Consider the following 18,274-nt stretch of genomic DNA (forward strand, 5'->3'; position numbering starts at 1 on the left):
GTAGATTATACATATATATGTAAGTGGAAAAAGAAATTTAATAGGTAAAAAGTATAAATTATATTAAAAAGAAGTTTCTTTATATCTGAAATAAAAATTCATAATAGTGCAAATTTATAGAAATAAAAATTTCCTATTCAGTTTTAATATATTTATGTCGAAATAGATCGTAAGTTGTCTGGAGCGCGACCTAGAGAAGGGTTTACTAAGCGTTATATACATAACTGGACACTACGATGCCTAGGAGGAGATTACATGAAGTGGTTTGGAAACTTGAAAACAGCAACAAAGATTATCTCAGCATTTTTAATTGTGTCGATAATCCTCGCGTCGCTTGGCGTCTACTCGGTAGTAACATTGAGAAGTACAAATGAACGAATGCAAGAGATGTATAACAACAATCTGATCTCAGTTAGGGAACTGTCCTCTGCTCAGGTTGATTATCAGAGATTGCGAGTTAACGTGCGAGATTTGAATTATGAAACGGTAGCAGCAGAACAGACCAGAGTTACGGAAAATATCGCTACAATTCGTCAATCCATGGAGGAGCGACTTGCTACGTATCGTCCTCTTGCTACTACCCCGGAAGAAGCGGAATTGCTTCGTAAGTTAGATACCCAATATACCAGCTATATGAAACTTTATGATCAAGGCGTCACTATGGCGGTATCAGATGATGATGCAGCTTTCATTACATTCCTGAAATCAACATTGAAACCTCCGGGTGATGAGGTTGTAAAAACGCTCGCAGACCTGGTGGATCTCAATGTAACATTGGCAGATCAGGCTAACACGAAGTCTGAAGAAGCCTACACAACTTCCTTTGCAGTAACAATTGTTATGGTCGTTGCATCCGTACTCTTCAGTGTCCTCATTGGATACATTATCTCTCGCTCCATTTCGAAGCCACTCATGGCCATGGTGGGTCTAGCTACGGAAGTTGCCAACGGAAATCTGACCCTTAAATCAGACATCTCTAGCAAAGACGAAGTGGGTCAACTGGCTGCGGCATTGAATCGTATGGTCGACAACCTGAAAGAGTTAATCAATAATATCGTGATGAACTCTCAAAGTGTTGCCGCTTCTTCGGAACAGATCTCAGCTAGCACACAGGAAATTGCAAGTACCAGCACAAGCCAATCCAGTGAGGCAGGAAACATCTCCGAATTGTTCAAGGAGCTTTCGCTTGCCATTAACTCTGTCGCTGCAAGTGCGGAAGAAGCTGCTGAGTTGTCCAACGATACCGTGAAGACTGCACGTGAAGGTGGACTTGTTGTACAGACTTCATTGGAAGGTATGCAAGCTGTTAATACAAAAATGACCAAGCTTGAAGATGATTCTCGTAAAATTGGTGACATCATCGAAGTGATTGACGATATCGCTGAGCAGACCAATCTGCTCGCGCTGAATGCTGCTATTGAAGCGGCACGTGCGGGAGAACAAGGACGAGGATTCGCCGTAGTCGCAGATGAAGTCCGGAAGCTTGCAGAACGAAGTGGTGAGGCGACCAAAGAAATTACAGCCATCATCAAAGCGATGCAGGAAAACACGAGACAGAGTGTACAGGCAGTAGCAGCCAGTGTTGAGCAGTCTTCCATGACTGGACAGGCGTTTGATCAGATCATTGATATGGTCAATAACTCTTCGCAGAAAGTAAACGAAATTGCAGCTGCATGTGAGGAAGAGGCAGCTCAAGCGGCGGAGGTAATGAGTTCTGTTGAATCCATCTCGGCTTCCAGTGAGGAATCCGCGGCTGCGTCAGAAGAGACTGCAGCAACCTGTCAGTCTTTGGCACACCTGGCGGAAGAGCTGGCGATTTCGGCAGCTGCCTTCAAAACCCAATAAAACATTGAATTGAGGGTGAATTGATGTCTTCACTTCAGAAGGAACAATATATTGAGCTGTCTGTAGGTGCAGAGACCTGCGCCATTCGAATCGAAGAAATTCACGAAATTATTAAAATGCTCAGCATTACAGATATCCCATTCAGTCGCCCAGAGATCAAAGGGGTAGTTAATCTGCGTGGCAAGGTTGTATGTGTGATGAGTCTGCGTAACCTGCTGGGTATGCCGGATGAACCGGACACCAGAGCGACGCGTATTATCGTAGTTCGACATCAGGAGGAATATATTGGCTTGATCGTGGATCGCGTGAACAAGGTAACCACATATTCGGAAATACATCCGCCAACCGGCGGATATGGTCGTAACCGTGAAGGTTTATTCCATGGTGTGGGTCAACAGGAAGACAAGCTTGTGGGCATTTTGAAACTGGACGAAATATTGGGCGGTTAGGGAGGTATATACGAATGATGGATTTGTCTGCCTACCGTGACATCTTTATCGAAGAACTGAATGATCAATTGGAACGTATGGATCAGTCTTTACTGGCATTGGAGCTTTCGCCTTCTGTAGAACTGGTTCAGACGCTGTTTCGGGCAGCCCATACCATCAAGGGATCGGCATCCACAATGGATTTCCGTGAATTAAGCGACCTCACGCATGAAGTGGAGTATGCTCTTGAATGGGTCCGGGAGAAAAAACCGGAGATGACTTCGGAGCTAATTGATACGTTGTTTCGCTCTTTGGACGCCATGAAGGTGCTTCGTGATCAGTACATTCGTGGGGAAGCTTATGCAGACTTTCGAGCAGTAGTACGAGAAATAAAAGATTTAATTCAAACCCCGGCAGTAGTTGGGCAACTTAAAGTACCTCAATTGCAACCAGCAGAATCGATTGTGGCACAGGTGGCTATAGTGTCAGGCAAGCAGTTATTGTCCATTCATATCGTGCTGGAGCAGAAGTGCATGATGAAAGCGGCCAGATATCATATTTTACGACAACGCATTGAGGAGATCTGTGGTACGGTTGTCGCTAGTTCGATCATGGAGAGTCAACCGGGCGCGCAGAATGAAGATGATCATTATGGTCAGTTCATCATCATCGTAGCAACGTCAAAGGACACACAGCAGCTTAAGGCAGAGCTGTCTTCAGACTCGGATATTCATATGCTGGAGATTGATCCATATCTGTTGGAATCCAATGAGGTTGCAGCGACGTCTGCACCAATTGAATTAATCTCTGAAACAGAGCAAACGAAACAAAGCTTGCCTACCGTGAATACAACTGGCCCGGATGAGAAAGTGAAAGCTGCTCAACCTACGGTTCGTGTGAGTGTTGAACGTCTGGACCATTTGATGAATTTGGTCGGTGAACTGTTAATTGATCAAACATCCCTTGCAGATCTTAGTGGATCGGGTGCGCGTAAGGAGTCATCACCACTAATCCGGAGTATTAGTGGTGTATCCGATCATATGGGCAGGGTGATCAAGGAACTTCAAGAAGGTGTAATGAAGACACGGATGTTACCCATTGATCAACTATTCAGTCGCTTCCCGAGATTGGTTCGTGACCTATCACAGAAGCTGGGTAAGGATCTGGAACTGGTTATTCAAGGTGGAGAGACTGAGCTTGACCGGATGATTATTGAAGAACTGAGTGACCCGCTGATCCATCTCATCCGCAACAGTGCAGATCATGGCATTGAAAGTGCAGAGGTTCGGGCGGAGAACGGTAAGCCGTCCAAAGGACGTATTACCTTAACTTCGTTTCATGAAGAAAATCATGTTGTCATTCGTTATTCAGATGATGGTAAAGGTATCGATGGTGAGAAGATCAAAGCTTCCGCTTTGGGTAAAGGTATCATTAGTGAGGAACAGGCTGCACGCCTAACAACACAGGAAGCTGTCCATCTCATATTTGAGCCTGGTTTCTCCACGGCTTCTTCTGTCAGTGAAGTATCAGGACGCGGCGTTGGAATGGACATCGTGCGTAGTCAGATCGGGCGGCTCAACGGTATCATTGATATTGATACGGAGGTTGGTGTGGGTACCACGTTTACGATTCGTCTACCACTCACACTGGCGATTATTAAAGGTCTGTTAGTCAAAGTATCGGGCCGTGTGCTGATCTTGCCGATGTATAATGTTGCTGAGATTGTTCGAATTTCACCTGAAGATATTCAGATGATTCAGGGGCAACAAGCGATTCTGAATCATGGACGAATTGTACCTTTTCACCGACTGTGCGACAGGCTCAACTATCCACGAACAGACCGTAAATCCAAGACCATTCCACTGGTGATCGTGCGTTCCGTTGACAAAATTGCAGCATACGCAGTAGATGAGATTATAGGAAATCAGGAAGTTGTTATTAAGACGCTTGGTACGTATCTGGGAGCGATGAACCATCTATCTGGTGCAACGATCCTCGGTAATGGTAAGGTTGCCCTTATCTTGGACGCGTCCTATCTGGTGAGTCTTTAATCGTTAGATAAACACATAAATTATGCACGCCTAAGAGCCTCATCGTCCATGACTGGATGGTGGGGCTCTTTGTTGTACCTTTTGACATTGTGACCACTCAGGATTTGAAAATGAGATCCATAAACCGGTTGGCAGCCAGAGAGATTGGCATATTGCGTTTGGTCATAATCCCCACATGGGAAGGGGGGAGCGGGACATCAAGCTGAATTTCGAAGAGAGAACCTTCCTCCAGCTCTTTGGATATAAATTCACGTGTGACATAGGAAATTCCCAGTCCTCGACGCGCAAACTCAATCAACAGATCAACGCTACCAACCTCAATCTCAGGTTTCAACGTGTAATTATAGCTGTTAAACAACTCGGTAATAGCCATCCGAACCCGGCTGTTCCGGGAGAAGAGGATCAGTTGATGCTCCAGAAGCATCTCAAGTGTCATGACTTTACCCTTCAACTGAGCATAACGTTCTCCAGCTACAAAACAGTCCTTCAACTGAATACTTTCCCTGACTTCTAGCTGTGGATCAACAATGGGCATCCGAACAACACCAAGATCAATCTTGCCTTCTTTCAGAAAGGTGATGACTTCCGGCGTAGTTCCATGACTCAGATGCAGCTTGATGTTAGGGTACAAGGTGTGGAATTCCTCTAGATACGCCAGCATGTAATGCTTGAACAGGGAGTCACTGCCACCAATCCGGAGTTCACCATTGTCGAGATTCTTCAGTGCGGCCATTTTTTCTTCCGCAAGTGAGATCAGAATCTGGGATTGTTCAATATAGGAGTATAGACTGGCACCTTCCTGTGTCAACGCTACACCCTTGGAATTTCGATAAAACAAGGTAAGACCAAAGCTCTCTTCCAATTGCTTAATGGCATGACTGACGCTGGGTTGAGTGATATACAGTGCTTTTGCAGCCTGTGTCAAACTGCCCGTTTTGGCGGCCCAATAAAAGACTTTATATAGTTCGTAATTTGTTGTCATAGATGTGGTCTATAGCTCCTGTGAAATATATTAATTACTTGTATAGCTATAAAACGTATTATAGTGTAACTACAACAAAGAAACCAGAGTTACTTGGAAGGAGAACGGTAAGATGGAACCAACTACCATTGTTTTATTTGGTGCTACTGGCGATTTAGCCAAAAGAAAAATATATCCTGCCTTATATAACTTATATCTTGAGCAGAAGCTTCCGGAAACCTTCTCATTGATTGGTCTGGGGCGTAGAGAATGGTCTGATGAATTCTTTCAGGCACAAGTGGAAAAATCATTAAATGAATTTTCCAGACGCCAGGCTGATCCTGAAGTTGTGAAGTCATTTGTGAAAGCTTTTCGCTACAGTGTATTGAATATAAGCCATAAGGAAGATTATATAAAGCTGTTGGGATTAGTTGAACAAAGAGAAGCTGAGCTTGGCATTCCGTCCAATCGCTTGTTTTATCTCTCGGTTGGTCCGGAATTCTTCGAACCGATTGCCGAGAATATTCAACAAAGTGGGCTAGGTTCCACAGAGGGCTGGAAGCGTCTCGTCATCGAGAAGCCATTTGGTCACGATCTGCAATCCGCCCGAGACCTTAATCGCAAATTAAGCGAATCGTTCACGGAGGAAGAGATTTATCGGATTGACCACTATTTGGGCAAACCGATGGTACAGCGTCTGGAGACGTTGCATCAAAGTAACCCAATCATGAAGGCGTTATGGAACAATCGTTACATCTCCAATGTGCAAATTACGGCGAATGAGACTGTAGGTGTCGAAGAACGTGCATCCTATTATGATCATGTAGGCGCTGTGCGAGACATGTTCCAGAATCATATGTTGCAATTGCTCATGATGATGGCGATTCAGCTTCCTTACAACAGTACTTCCGAAAAAGTTGGATTGAAGAAAAAGCACATCATGGAATCGATCCAGCCGTTACAAAAACAAACTGTGGGCGCAAACATCATCCGTGGACAGTATGCAGCAGGCAACATTCAAGGCAAACCGGTTAATGCTTATGTTGCTGAACCGGGTGTAGCCGAGAATACGATGAATGACACATTCATTGCTGCCAAATTGCAAATTGATGATTTCTTCTGGCGTGGTGTTCCGTTTTACATTCGCACGGGTAAAAGAATGAAGGAGAAATCAACACGTATCGTGATTGAATTCAAAGAACCTTCAGGACAGACAAATGTGCTGAAAAACAAGGGTTCCAAACCAAACCTGCTCGTCATTGAGATGAGTCCGGATCAGAGCATGACATTGCAACTGAATGCAAGTGATCCTGAGAATAAAGGTGAATTCAAACCGGTTCATATTGATCTTTCTCCGGACAAAGGTGACCTCGCGGAAGCTTACGAGAATCTGATTCGTGATGCTTTGCTGGGTGACCCAACATTCTTTGCCCACTGGGATGAAGTAGAATTGTCATGGGCATGGGTGCAGCCAATTCTGGATGCATTCCAGGAAAATCTCTTGCCACTTCACCTGTATCCTGCGGGTAGTTATGGACCGGCTGAATCAGATGTTATGCTTGAAGAAGATGGTCACCACTGGTGGTTTGATGAGCCGGCGGATCAGGAGTCTGTAGTTACAAATAGCATACCCTTGGCGGTTAATGCAAATCTCTAAACCAAAATAAAAAATATATCTGGAGGTAATTTAATCATGAAATTTTTTATCGATACAGCTAACGTGGAAGATATCCAAAAAGCATACAAAATCGGCGTATTGTCTGGTGTAACAACTAACCCATCTTTGGTAGCCAAAGAAGGCGTGAAATTCGAAGATCGTATTGAAGAAATCTTGCGTTTGGTACCTGAAGTGGAGTCCGTTTCTGCGGAAGTGACACCAGATGCCCTTACTGCTGAAGAAATGATCGCGCAAGCAGAAGAATTGATCAAAATTAACAACAGTGACAAAAACATTACGATCAAATTGCCAATGACACTTGCAGGACTTGAAGCTTGCCGTTACTTGACCAAAAAAGGCGTGAAAACCAACGTAACGTTGATCTTCACTGTGAACCAGGCGCTTCTGGCTGCTCGTGCTGGTGCGACATATGTATCTCCATTCCTGGGACGTCTTGATGATATCTCCGAAGATGGCGTACAACTGGTTACCAAAATTGCTGAATTGTTCCGTACACATAACCTGGATGCACAGATTATTGCGGCTTCTGTAAGACATCCGGATCACGTTACACGTGTAGCGATGGCTGGAGCACATATTGCAACTGTTCCATTCTCCGTCATTGAACAGATCTCCAAACACCCGCTGACAGATCAAGGTATGGACAAATTTGCAGCTGACTGGAAAAAAACAGTACAATAATCACTGAAAATATATTCGTTTCAACTTACAATAAATACGTGTTCAAAAAGGTCGGTTTTCAGTATCGAGAAGATGGAATGAAGCTAGAAATGGAGTAGCGGAGCGTAGGAAACTACGTGAGCAACGGACATTTCGGCTGAATTCCATATTCGATGCTGATGATGCCTTTAGGCATTCTTCGTAATCAAAAGCGGACTTTTTGAACACCCTCTATAAAACTATATAAATCATGGAGCATTGGGAGGACATAATGAGTAAACAACAGATTGGTGTTATTGGATTGGCAGTAATGGGTAAAAACCTGGCTTTGAATATTGAAAGCAAAGGTTTCTCGGTATCGGTATTTAACCGTTCCCCTGAGAAAACGAACGATCTTCTGAAAGAAGCAGAAGGTAAAAACCTGACAGGTGCGTTCACCATTGAAGAATTCGTGGAATCCCTGGAGTCTCCGCGTAAAATTCTGATCATGGTGCAAGCAGGTAAAGCAACAGATGCAACGATCGAGCAACTGCTTCCTCATCTAGATCAAGGCGACATTATTATCGATGGAGGTAATGCTTACTTCCCTGACACACAACGTCGCAGTAAAGAACTGGAAGAAAAAGGTTTCCGATTCATCGGAGCAGGTGTATCCGGTGGTGAAGAAGGCGCACTGAAAGGCCCGGCAATCATGCCAGGCGGTCAGGAAAGTGCTTATCAGTTGGTAGAACCGATCCTGACAGCGATCTCCGCTAAAGTTGGCGATGACGCTTGCAGCACATATATCGGACCAGACGGTGCCGGACACTATGTGAAAATGGTGCATAACGGTATCGAGTACGGAGATATGCAGTTGATTGGTGAAGCTTATCACTTGCTCAAATCCGTATTGAACGTTTCCGTTGAAGAGTTGCATGAGATCTTCACTGAGTGGAATCAAGGGGAGCTGGACAGCTACCTGATTGAAATCACTGCAGATATCTTCTCCAAATACGATCCTGAAACGGGTAAACCAATGGTTGACGTTATTCTGGACGCGGCTGGACAAAAAGGAACAGGTAAATGGACAAGCCAAAGCGCGCTGGATCTCGGCGTACCATTGTCCATGATTACAGAATCCGTATTCTCCCGTTTCCTGTCTGCCATGAAGGACGAGCGTGTAGCAGCTAGCAAAATCCTGAATGGACCAGCAACTGAAGCATTCTCTGGCGACAAAAAAGCGTTCATCGAGAACGTTCGTAAAGCGCTGTTTGCAAGTAAAATCGTTTCCTACGCTCAAGGATTTGCACAAATGCGTGCAGCTTCCGATGAGTATGGTTGGGATCTGAAATATGGCAACATTGCCATGATCTTCCGCGGCGGATGTATCATCCGTTCGCAATTCCTGCAAAACATCAAAGAAGCTTATGATAAGGATGCAGCTCTGAAAAACCTGCTTTTGGATCCTTACTTCCAAAACATCGTTGAGTCTTATCAAGGTGCATGGCGTGAAGTTATAGCAGCTGCTGTAAAACAAGGTATTCCGGTACCAGGCTTCTCCAGCGCTCTTTCTTACTACGACAGCTACCGTACAGAGCGTTTGCCAGCAAACTTGCTGCAAGCACAACGTGACTACTTCGGTGCTCACACATTCAAACGTGTGGACAAAGAAGGTTCATTCCACTTCCAGTGGATGGACACTAACGAGTAATATCAGTTCCGAATATATAGCATTCTTGCAGTCGTTCATGAATTTAACTTCATGGTACCTGCAAGGATGCTTTTTCTCGTTAATGGTTCGAATTTGAATATCATCAAATTGTAATAAAATGTACGAATCTGGGTTTGGCAAACAGATGATCTGACTCATCAACTACGTTATACTTGTTCAGACGGACCTGTGTCCGTGTTGAAAATTCAGAATACAACTTATTGACGTGGAGGTTAGACCGGGCATGTTTGTATTAGCGGGTATATTGTTTTTGGTCGTATACGGTTTATTAGTGTTCTACATAGGCTGGAGCGGTTGGAGTTGGATGAAACCAGTTGTGTCCGCCAGATTTCGATGGTTTTATATTATAGCGCTTGTATTCCTGGCCGTTTCCTTCATTTTGGCACGATTATTTGGAAGCATCTCGTTCCTCAGTATCATCGGTTCTTACTGGCTGGCAATCTTCTCGTTATTATTACTGATCCTGCCCGTCGTTCACCTCACGGTGTGGTTGCTGAGATTGACCCGTATTCCTAGACATCACACACAGAAATGGGCTGGGGTCGTTACGTTGGTGCTGTTAGTGTCCACATTAGGTTATGGAATTTTTAACGCTTACAGCCCGGTAGTCAGAACATATAATATCCAGATTGATAAAAAAGTAGAAGGTGTAGACAAGCTCAACATTGTCATGGCTGCCGATATGCACTTCGGACTTCTGTCTGGCCCTGCACATGCCAAACGCATGGTGGAGGAGATTAATGCTTTGAAGCCAGACCTGGTGCTGTATCCTGGAGATATTATTGATGACAATCTGGATATGTACCTCAATAGCGGAATTGCCGATATTATCAGTGATATTCAGGCCCCATACGGCGTCTATGCTTCTCTCGGGAATCACGATAAGTTCGATGGCCCGATTGAAGATCTGATTGCTGCGCTGGAGAAGAGCAACATGCAAGTTTTGTACGATGACAAGATTGTACTGGACGACAAGATCACCCTCATTGGTCGGAAAGACCGAACAGAGAAGGATCGTGCAGAAGTAGCTACTTTAATGCAAGGTACTGACTTGAATCAACCGGTATTTATGATGGATCACCAGCCGTATGATCTGGATATTGCGGAGCAGAACAATGTAGATCTAGTCGTATCCGGTCACACCCACCGTGGTCAGATTGCGCCTGCTCAGTTCATCACACAGGCTATTTACGAGAATGATTGGGGTTATCTGCAAAAAGGTTCTATGCACTCTATCGTAACCTCAGGATTTGGCTTCTGGGGACCTCCAATTCGTACTAGTAGTCGTTCGGAGATTGTACAGATTAATGTGACGTTCCAGCAATGATGAAAGGCCCTTCGAGAGGAGGGCTGCCTTATAAGCACGTCAAGCGTAGATTGATGATACCGGCTCCGCTTTTATGATGACAAGATCAAATCTACTGTCGTCATAAAGCGGAGTATTTCTTATGCAATTTTAAATCGGCGCTTCAAGCCGCCTGTTTTTTATTATGTAAGTTAGTTTCTTACCCCTTTTGAAGGAATGGCTTCAAACGAATAAAATGCGCCTTTTGTATTGATTTTACCAATAAGCGTTGTGGCTCCTTTTTTTGTAAAGGTGTATTCGTTTTCTTGGATACGAACGGAATAACCTTTTAGCTCAATACCAAATATAGATCTGACTGTGGGTATAGCGATGGATAGTGCTTTGTTTTTGCTGAGCTTGGGCTTGGCAAAAGACTTTTTGAAATCAGCATCATTTTTCCAGTTGATACCTAGTTCGTTGGTGATTTTCCATACCTTTCCGGTCTTGCTGCCGATATGTACGTAATTTAGATTGTCGTCATCCCTATACTGCCATAACATATCTTTTCCTTCTACGGTAAATAAGGTGTAATCAAAAGCTTTTACTGAGGGTATTCCAAGTGTTTTGAGTGAATTTCGTGCTATGTTTGTCATCCAGGCATAGGAATCATCGATTTTATATTGCAGAATTGCCGACATTTGATTACCTTTGTCCACATCGATGTAAAGTTGTTGACTTGGTCCAAAGATGACCCAGTAGTTTTGAAGTAAATGTCCATGTTCTGGATCATTGGCTTTGAAACGCCAGAAACCACCTTTAATGAAGATATCTTCATCTTCAAACGTTTTTAAGAAGGCATCAAGCTTCAGGCGCAGCGCATTATCCATGACTTTATTCAAATCAGCGTTATCATACATGATATGGGTGGACGCGACACGATTTGTATCAGGATCGTATGTTTGTGTGAAATAGGCGAACCCGGTTCCATCAATAGTTCCGTTAATGACCCACGGATCAAATGATCTGTCTATTGTGGTGAATTGAATGCTCTGTTTCCCCACGAGTTTAACTAGTTCATCACTCAAAAGTTGTTGTGTCTTCCGATCCAGCTGGTCAGCAGACTCTTGATTCTCAATCAACGAGAGGTCATTGGAGTTTGCGGCCAAGGTGAGTGGCGCAGATAATAAGAGTGACATGGCAGCAATGAATACAGTCATTGAAACGATTTTTTTCAAAATGAATCCTCCTGTTTAGTTTAGGCCATACTAAATAATGCTTACATATCTTTTAATGTAACATAAAAGTAAAATGTTGCATAAACATAATAACCCAAACATCGGTTTCCTGTTGACACCGTTTTCAGGTTATGATAAATTAGATCCGAGGCTTGTTACCGGTAATGCGGGCAAAACCACTATGGAAATGATTTTATTATTTCTGTTTTGGTTTTGCCCTTTTTTATTCCTCAAAAAAAACCAGGTGGGTCCATAATGATTATTAAACAGATATTTAATAACAATATTGTCAGTACCGTGGATGACAAAAATCAGGAACTACTGATCCTCGGCCGGGGTATCGGATTTAAGTTCAAAGCAGGCGATGAGATTGATGAAGAGCGGATTGAGAAGATATTTCGTCTTCAGGATGCATCGATTTATGAGAAATTCAAATCCATCGTAGCTGAAGTGCCGATTGAGATTCTGCAGGCAACAGATGATATTGTGACACTGGCACGAACGCAATTGAACAAAACCATCAGTGACGGGATCTATGTCTCGCTGTCTGATCACATTCACTTTGCCGTTCAACGCTTGGAAAAAGGAATGATTACTCGTAATCCACTTTCTTGGGAAGTTCAGCATTTCTATAAGGCGGAGTATGATGTGGCCAGAGAAGCACTGACCTTGCTGAAGGAAAGACTGGATATTGAGTTTCCCAAAGATGAAATCTGTAATATTGCCTTACATTTCATCAATGCGGAAGTCAATGATTCCATGAACGATGTCACTCATCTGATGCAGCTGTTGCAGGAGATTATGAATATCATCAAATATCACTTCAACGTCGAATTGGATGAAGATAGCGTCAACTATTTCCGCTTCATCACCCATTTGAAATATTTCTGTCAGCGTGTCATTACCCATTCTTCACATGATGATGCCGAGGAGTATTTATATGAAGTGGTTCGGAAAAACTATCCGGAGACGTTCAAATGTATTGGCAAGATCGAGACTTTTATCCATAAGAACTATCAGTATGACATGACTCACTCTGAGCAGTTATATCTAACGCTCCATCTGGAACGTCTGATGAAAACCAAGCGGGACGAGAAGTCCACGCAATAGAATCAAATTACAACTGGATATCCTATGGGCTTGTTACTGTTCAATCAGGCAATACCCGAATGAGATGGCGCCATCAATATGCGCTAGATTCGTTCGGGTATTTTTTATTGGAAAAATGAGGAGGAAAACATCATGAAACATCAGGAAACGGCACAGGAAATCATTAAAGCCGTTGGGGGAACAAACAATATTAACTCGGTGTATCACTGCGTTACTCGACTGCGCTTTGATCTGAAAGACAACGATAAAGTTGATAACGGCTCACTCAAAAAACTGGATAAAGTCATGGGAACGAATATTTCGGGCGATCAATTCCAGGTCATTATCGGTAATGACGTGTCGAAAGTATTCGATGCTATGGTGAAGGAAAATCCCGCAATCCAGCAAACTACAGAAAATAAAGAGCCAAAGTCGGATAAAAAACAAAATGTAGTGCTGAAAATTTTTGAAACAATCGCAGGTGTCTTTGCTCCGATGCTTCCAGCGATTACTGCGGCAGGTATGCTCAAGGGATTACTTGCACTATTTGTGTCCGTAGGTTGGATGTCTGCTGGAACTGATACGTACCGTATTCTTTCGGCCATCGGTGACGGTGTGTTCCATTACCTGCCTTTACTGATCGCAGTCAGCGCTGCTCGTAAATTCGGCAGTAACCCGTTTGTTGCGATTGCACTAGGTACGGCACTGATGTATCCAGACATGACAGCATTGTTATCTAGCGGTGAATCGGTTGGATTTTTGGGAATTCCGGTTACGGCTGTAAGTTATGCTTCATCGGTTATCCCGATTCTTCTTGCAGTATGGTTGATGTCTTATGTTGAGAAATGGGTTGACCGTGTTATCCCAGCTGCACTCAAACTATTGCTTGTGCCATTGATTACCTTGCTTGTTATGGTTCCGGTAACGCTGATTGCAATTGGTCCATTGGGTACATTTGTAGGTAGCGGATTGTCTGGCGGTATCAACTGGCTGTTGAATGAAGGCGGATTGATTGCAGGTATTGTTCTTGGCGGCGCGATGGCGCTCATTATTATGACAGGAATGCACTATGCACTTGTGCCGATCATTCTGAGTAATATCGCTACACTGGGCTTTGATAAATTCTTGCCATTGACCTTTATCTCCAATATGGGTCAGGCTGGTGCAACACTCGGCGTATTCTTCCGGGCAAAAGATAAAAAACTTAAAACCGTGGCATTGTCAACGAGCTTCACCGCACTCATGGGTGTAACGGAGCCGGCTATGTACGGGGTTAACATGAAGTATAAAAAACCATTTGCCGCAGCGATGATTGGTAGTGCAGTGGGTGGCGGATTCGCCCTTGCTTTTGGCGCGAAAGCATATGTACTTGCGGGTAACGGTGGTCTCCCAGGACTTCCTTCCCTAATCGGACAGACCTTCTGGTACTCCTTTGGGGGCATGATTTTGGCCTTTATCGTGGGTGCAATCATGTCTACGATATTTGGTATCAAAGAAGAAGAAGGAGACGCTGAGGCGTTAGCTCAATTCTCACCGGGTGCTTCTACAGCACCAGCGAAAGTTGTTTCCAACGAAGCTGCAACCGTAAATGTGGACGACATGGGCGACCCAACACCAACGAGTGATGCAGTAGCTGTTGCACCGATGACAGGTAAATCCATCCCGCTCAAAGAAGTCAACGATCCAACATTTGGTGATGAATTGATGGGTAAAGGTGTGGCATTTGTTCCAACGGTGGGCGAATTGGTTTCTCCAGTGACAGGTACCATCATGAATGTCTTCAAAACGAAACATGCGATCGTTGTCCGCAGTGATAACGGAATGGAATTGTTGATTCATGTTGGAATTAACACGGTGAAGCTGCGTGGACAGTATTTTGATGCACATGTTACTACAGGAGCACGTGTTCAGGCTGGAGACAAGTTACTTACATTTGAACTGGCCGAGATTGCAAAAGAATACGACATCACAACCGCTATGGTTGTTACCAATACGGCTGATTACAAGCAGGTTCTACCTGTGAAATTGGGCGAAATCACGATGGGTGAAGACGTATTGAAAGCTGAGATCTAAACTGTCCGTCTTAGGACTAACAATATCAACAAAAGAAGGAGAGATACGAATGATTAATCGACAAGGGTTCCCGGAAGGTTTTCTATGGGGCGGCGCTATTGCCGCTAACCAGGCTGAAGGTGGATTTGACGCTGGTGGCAAAGGATGGTCGACAGCCGACATGGTTCCTTATTTTGAAAAAAAGGACTACACCAACCTTAGAGAACTGATGCATGTTACCAGTGCAACGGTTGAGAAAGCAATGGCACATCATAGTGCGGAAGGTTATCCGAAGCGTTACGGGATTGATTTTTACCATCGTTTCAAAGAAGATATTGCGCTCTTCGCCGAGCTGGGCTTCAAGACATTCCGTCTGTCCATCAACTGGCCGCGTATTTTCCCGAATGGTTATGATGCCGAGCCAAATGAAGAAGGACTGCGTTTCTATGACGAAGTGTTCGATGAACTCCGGAAATACGATATCGAACCACTGGTAACCCTCTCGCATTACGAGATGCCTATGGCACTTGTTCTGAAATATAATGGCTGGGCTGGCCGCGAAGTGATTGGACATTTTGTAAGATATGCGGAAACCGTGATGACCCGATATAAGGACAAAGTCAAATACTGGTTGACGTTTAATGAGATTAACACAACGATTATTGAACCGTTCACAGGCGGCGGTATTATTGAAGATCGGGTTGAAAACACGATGCAGGCTTCTTATCAGGCACTTCATCATCAATTTGTAGCCAGCAGCCTGGTGACAGAGAAAGCACGTCAGATTAACCCGAACTTCCAGATCGGATGTATGCTTGCACGTATGATTCACTACCCGGCGACGTCGAAGCCAGAGGATGTACTGCAAGCACAGATTGATAACCAGCTGAACCTGCTGCATACGGATGTACAAGTTCGTGGTAGTTATCCAACGTTCATGGCTCGGTACTGGGCAGAGAACGGGATTATGATTGCCATGGAACCAGGAGATGAGCAAATCCTGCGTGAGCATACGGTTGATTTCATCTCATTCAGTTATTACACATCCTTGGTGTCCGCAGTGAACCCAGAGGAATATGGAGTAACTGGAGGTAACCTGTACAGTACGATCAAGAACCCGAATCTGGAGCGTACGGAGTGGGGCTGGCAGCTTGATCCGATCGGTCTGCGCGTTGCATTGAAAGAGCTGTATGACCGTTATCAGCTGCCACTGTTTGTGGTGGAGAACGGCCTTGGCGCGAAAGATACGGTTGAAGCAGACGGTTCCATCAACGATGATTACCGTATTGATTATCTGAGAAAACATATCACACAAATGAAAGAAGCCGTTATGGATGGTGTGGACCTGATGGGATATACCAACTGGGGAGCGATTGATATCATCAGTGCATCCACTTCGGAAATGTCCAAGCGTTATGGCGTAATCTACGTGGATCAGGATGACAACGGACAAGGCACATTGAATCGGTATAAGAAAAAGAGCTTTGGCTGGTACCAAAAAGTTATTGCCTCAAATGGCGAGAACTTGGAATAGATCAACCTATATAGGCACCCCGGGCGTAGCTGGTATTACGGCGCCGGGGCGCCTTTTTAATATAATCAGGTGGAATTCTCATCAACGCTATTGGCATTTTAAGGTAAAAAAGATGACTACATAACATTCTGGATGGTATACTGTGATCGTATTGGGGGAGGGATAACCATGAAGAAGCCTATTATTGCTGTAGATATGGATGACACGATATGTCATCTGGTCAAGCGGGCTATATATCACAACAACCTCAACTTCCCGACCCATCCGTTGCGCTATGAGGATATGATTCATTGGGATACATCCCATTTGCGTCATCCAGAGAGCACGCATGATGTATTTTATGGTCGGCCGGGTCTGTTCGAGGAATTGGAGTTATACGACGAATATGTTGTAGATGAGATGCGAAAGCTGAACGATGCTTATGATGTTATTGTTGTGACGGCAGCAGAACCAAGAACAGTTGTTGAGAAGTGGAACTGGCTTCAGCAGCACATGCCTTTTATAACCGCAGAACAGTTTATTACATGCAAAAGAAAAAATCTGCTCGCTTTTGATTTGCTTATTGATGATGGGGCACATAATTTGATTCCCGCGCATGAGGATGGCAAAAAGGTCATCTGTATCCCGCATCCATGGAATATACAGGAGCGTGAGCGATACAACTTTCCGTTGATGTCTTCATGGAAAGAGGCCAAGGCATACATAGATGAAGTGTTACAGGTTGTTGGTGTCTGAAAGTTACGAACCTTATTGTCCAGAGTGCTGTGCTCTGGATTTTTTGCGATAGGCGAGAGGTGTTTCACCTGTTATTTTTTTGAATGCAGCATAAAATGAATCCATATCCCGATATCCGACCAGCTCGGCAATCAGGCTGACTTTGTGCTGTGATTTCTTTAGAAGTTCGCAGCTTTTTTGTATACGCAGGTGTTGCAGGTGGCCGCTAAAGGTCTGTCCGGTATGTCGCAAAAACATTCGCCCAATCTGTTTTTCACTCCAGCCTGATATACGGACCAGATCAGACATCCGAATACGATTGCTTACGTGCTCCTTGATATAGTGAAGGATGTAATCAAAACCGGTGGAATGATTCTCTTCATCATGTTCCTTTTGATAAAGTTGTCTGTAGGTCATCAATACCAACTGGCTCACCAGGGTGTATAACATGGTAGACGAACCGATTCCCGGAACGGAGGATTCACGGTACAGCTTCACCATTAGTTCTTCAATCCGATCGTTGTGATCCACAACGGAAATATAAGGAACCTGATTTTGTGCCAGATCCATCAGATGTTGAATGATTTCTTTTTCCTGAATGATCGCTGTCAGCGTGTTGATCAATTCAGCATGAAATAAGCAATTATATAGAATTAACGGATGTTCGGTTACGTTTGTACTCACAGGACGAAAGACATGAGGAACGCCGACAGGAATGACAAACAGCATCCCCTTTGTCACCGGAATGACATCTTCACCGATATGATGAAAGCCCTTTCCTTCGGCAACATAACTATACTCAATAAAATCATGTGCGTGAAAAGGAAGCACAAAATCTTCAGAGCAACGATTGACGAAAAGTTGCAGATGATTATGCAGAAAGTATTCGCTTTTCATGAGTTGTACAGATGAATTCACAAGCAACCTCCTCGCACAAATGGCTGAATCACCGGATGAAATAGTCCTGATTACCGGGTATTTAGGGCAACAGGATCGATATAATTATATCGTAACCCCGAATGGGAAGCCAA

Annotated in this window: 14 protein-coding genes; 11 read left to right on the plus strand and 3 right to left on the minus strand. The window is 44.1% G+C overall.

Annotated features, from left to right (window positions below):
• Window positions 1–255: 255 nt before the first annotated feature.
• From MHI14_RS12395 to MHI14_RS12405, 3 genes are read left to right on the plus strand one after another with little or no spacing between them, the layout of a single operon-like run.
• Complete coding sequence (locus MHI14_RS12395; protein ID WP_341130385.1) at window positions 256–1,845, plus strand: methyl-accepting chemotaxis protein; 1,590 nt, start codon at window positions 256–258, stop codon at window positions 1,843–1,845.
• A gap of 23 nt (window positions 1,846–1,868) precedes the next feature.
• Window positions 1,869–2,294: a chemotaxis protein CheW gene (locus MHI14_RS12400; protein WP_017687852.1), complete on the plus strand. Its 426-nt coding sequence runs from the start codon at window positions 1,869–1,871 to the stop codon at window positions 2,292–2,294.
• A gap of 14 nt (window positions 2,295–2,308) precedes the next feature.
• Window positions 2,309–4,324: a chemotaxis protein CheA gene (locus tag MHI14_RS12405; protein ID WP_249912326.1), complete on the plus strand. Its 2,016-nt coding sequence runs from the start codon at window positions 2,309–2,311 to the stop codon at window positions 4,322–4,324.
• A 97-nt stretch (window positions 4,325–4,421) separates the two neighbouring features.
• On the opposite strand, the gene MHI14_RS12410 is transcribed toward MHI14_RS12405, so the two are convergent.
• Window positions 4,422–5,306 carry a LysR family transcriptional regulator gene (locus MHI14_RS12410; RefSeq protein WP_036672843.1) on the minus strand — a complete coding sequence of 295 codons (885 nt, stop codon included), beginning with the start codon at window positions 5,304–5,306 and terminating at the stop codon, window positions 4,422–4,424.
• Window positions 5,307–5,418: 112 nt separating this feature from the next.
• Between MHI14_RS12410 and zwf the strand changes: the two genes are divergently transcribed.
• From zwf to MHI14_RS12430, 4 genes are all read left to right on the plus strand, one after another.
• Window positions 5,419–6,942, plus strand: coding sequence for a glucose-6-phosphate dehydrogenase (gene zwf / locus MHI14_RS12415; RefSeq protein WP_341130386.1), 1,524 nt, complete (start codon window positions 5,419–5,421; stop codon window positions 6,940–6,942).
• 36 nt (window positions 6,943–6,978) lie between these two features.
• Window positions 6,979–7,644, plus strand: coding sequence for a fructose-6-phosphate aldolase (fsa, locus tag MHI14_RS12420; protein ID WP_062835043.1), 666 nt, complete (start codon window positions 6,979–6,981; stop codon window positions 7,642–7,644).
• 250 nt (window positions 7,645–7,894) lie between these two features.
• The gene (gndA, locus tag MHI14_RS12425) at window positions 7,895–9,313 is read left to right on the plus strand and encodes an NADP-dependent phosphogluconate dehydrogenase (protein ID WP_289389573.1); all 1,419 of its coding nucleotides are present in this window, start codon (window positions 7,895–7,897) and stop codon (window positions 9,311–9,313) included.
• Window positions 9,314–9,557: 244 nt separating this feature from the next.
• Window positions 9,558–10,661, plus strand: coding sequence for a metallophosphoesterase (locus MHI14_RS12430; protein WP_341130387.1), 1,104 nt, complete (start codon window positions 9,558–9,560; stop codon window positions 10,659–10,661).
• 170 nt (window positions 10,662–10,831) lie between these two features.
• On the opposite strand, the gene MHI14_RS12435 is transcribed toward MHI14_RS12430, so the two are convergent.
• Window positions 10,832–11,854, minus strand: a complete 1,023-nt coding sequence (locus tag MHI14_RS12435; protein ID WP_341130388.1) for a hypothetical protein — start codon at window positions 11,852–11,854, stop codon at window positions 10,832–10,834.
• A gap of 255 nt (window positions 11,855–12,109) precedes the next feature.
• On the opposite strand from MHI14_RS12435, the gene licT reads away from it, so the two are divergent.
• From licT to MHI14_RS12455, 4 genes are all read left to right on the plus strand, one after another.
• Window positions 12,110–12,964, plus strand: a complete 855-nt coding sequence (licT, locus tag MHI14_RS12440) for a BglG family transcription antiterminator LicT (RefSeq protein ID WP_091029168.1) — start codon at window positions 12,110–12,112, stop codon at window positions 12,962–12,964.
• 132 nt (window positions 12,965–13,096) lie between these two features.
• Window positions 13,097–15,016 carry a beta-glucoside-specific PTS transporter subunit IIABC gene (locus MHI14_RS12445; protein WP_341130389.1) on the plus strand — a complete coding sequence of 640 codons (1,920 nt, stop codon included), beginning with the start codon at window positions 13,097–13,099 and terminating at the stop codon, window positions 15,014–15,016.
• A 49-nt stretch (window positions 15,017–15,065) separates the two neighbouring features.
• Complete coding sequence (locus MHI14_RS12450) at window positions 15,066–16,529, plus strand: glycoside hydrolase family 1 protein (protein WP_341130390.1); 1,464 nt, start codon at window positions 15,066–15,068, stop codon at window positions 16,527–16,529.
• 168 nt (window positions 16,530–16,697) lie between these two features.
• The gene (locus tag MHI14_RS12455; protein ID WP_047843459.1) at window positions 16,698–17,264 is read left to right on the plus strand and encodes a 5' nucleotidase, NT5C type; all 567 of its coding nucleotides are present in this window, start codon (window positions 16,698–16,700) and stop codon (window positions 17,262–17,264) included.
• Between the two features lie 12 nt (window positions 17,265–17,276).
• Here MHI14_RS12455 and MHI14_RS12460 read toward each other — a convergent pair whose 3' ends face one another.
• Complete coding sequence (locus MHI14_RS12460) at window positions 17,277–18,161, minus strand: helix-turn-helix transcriptional regulator (RefSeq protein ID WP_341130391.1); 885 nt, start codon at window positions 18,159–18,161, stop codon at window positions 17,277–17,279.
• Window positions 18,162–18,274 lie beyond the last annotated feature (113 nt).

This window comes from Paenibacillus sp. FSL K6-2393, assembly GCF_038002545.1.
In the GTDB taxonomy this organism is placed as follows: domain Bacteria; phylum Bacillota; class Bacilli; order Paenibacillales; family Paenibacillaceae; genus Paenibacillus.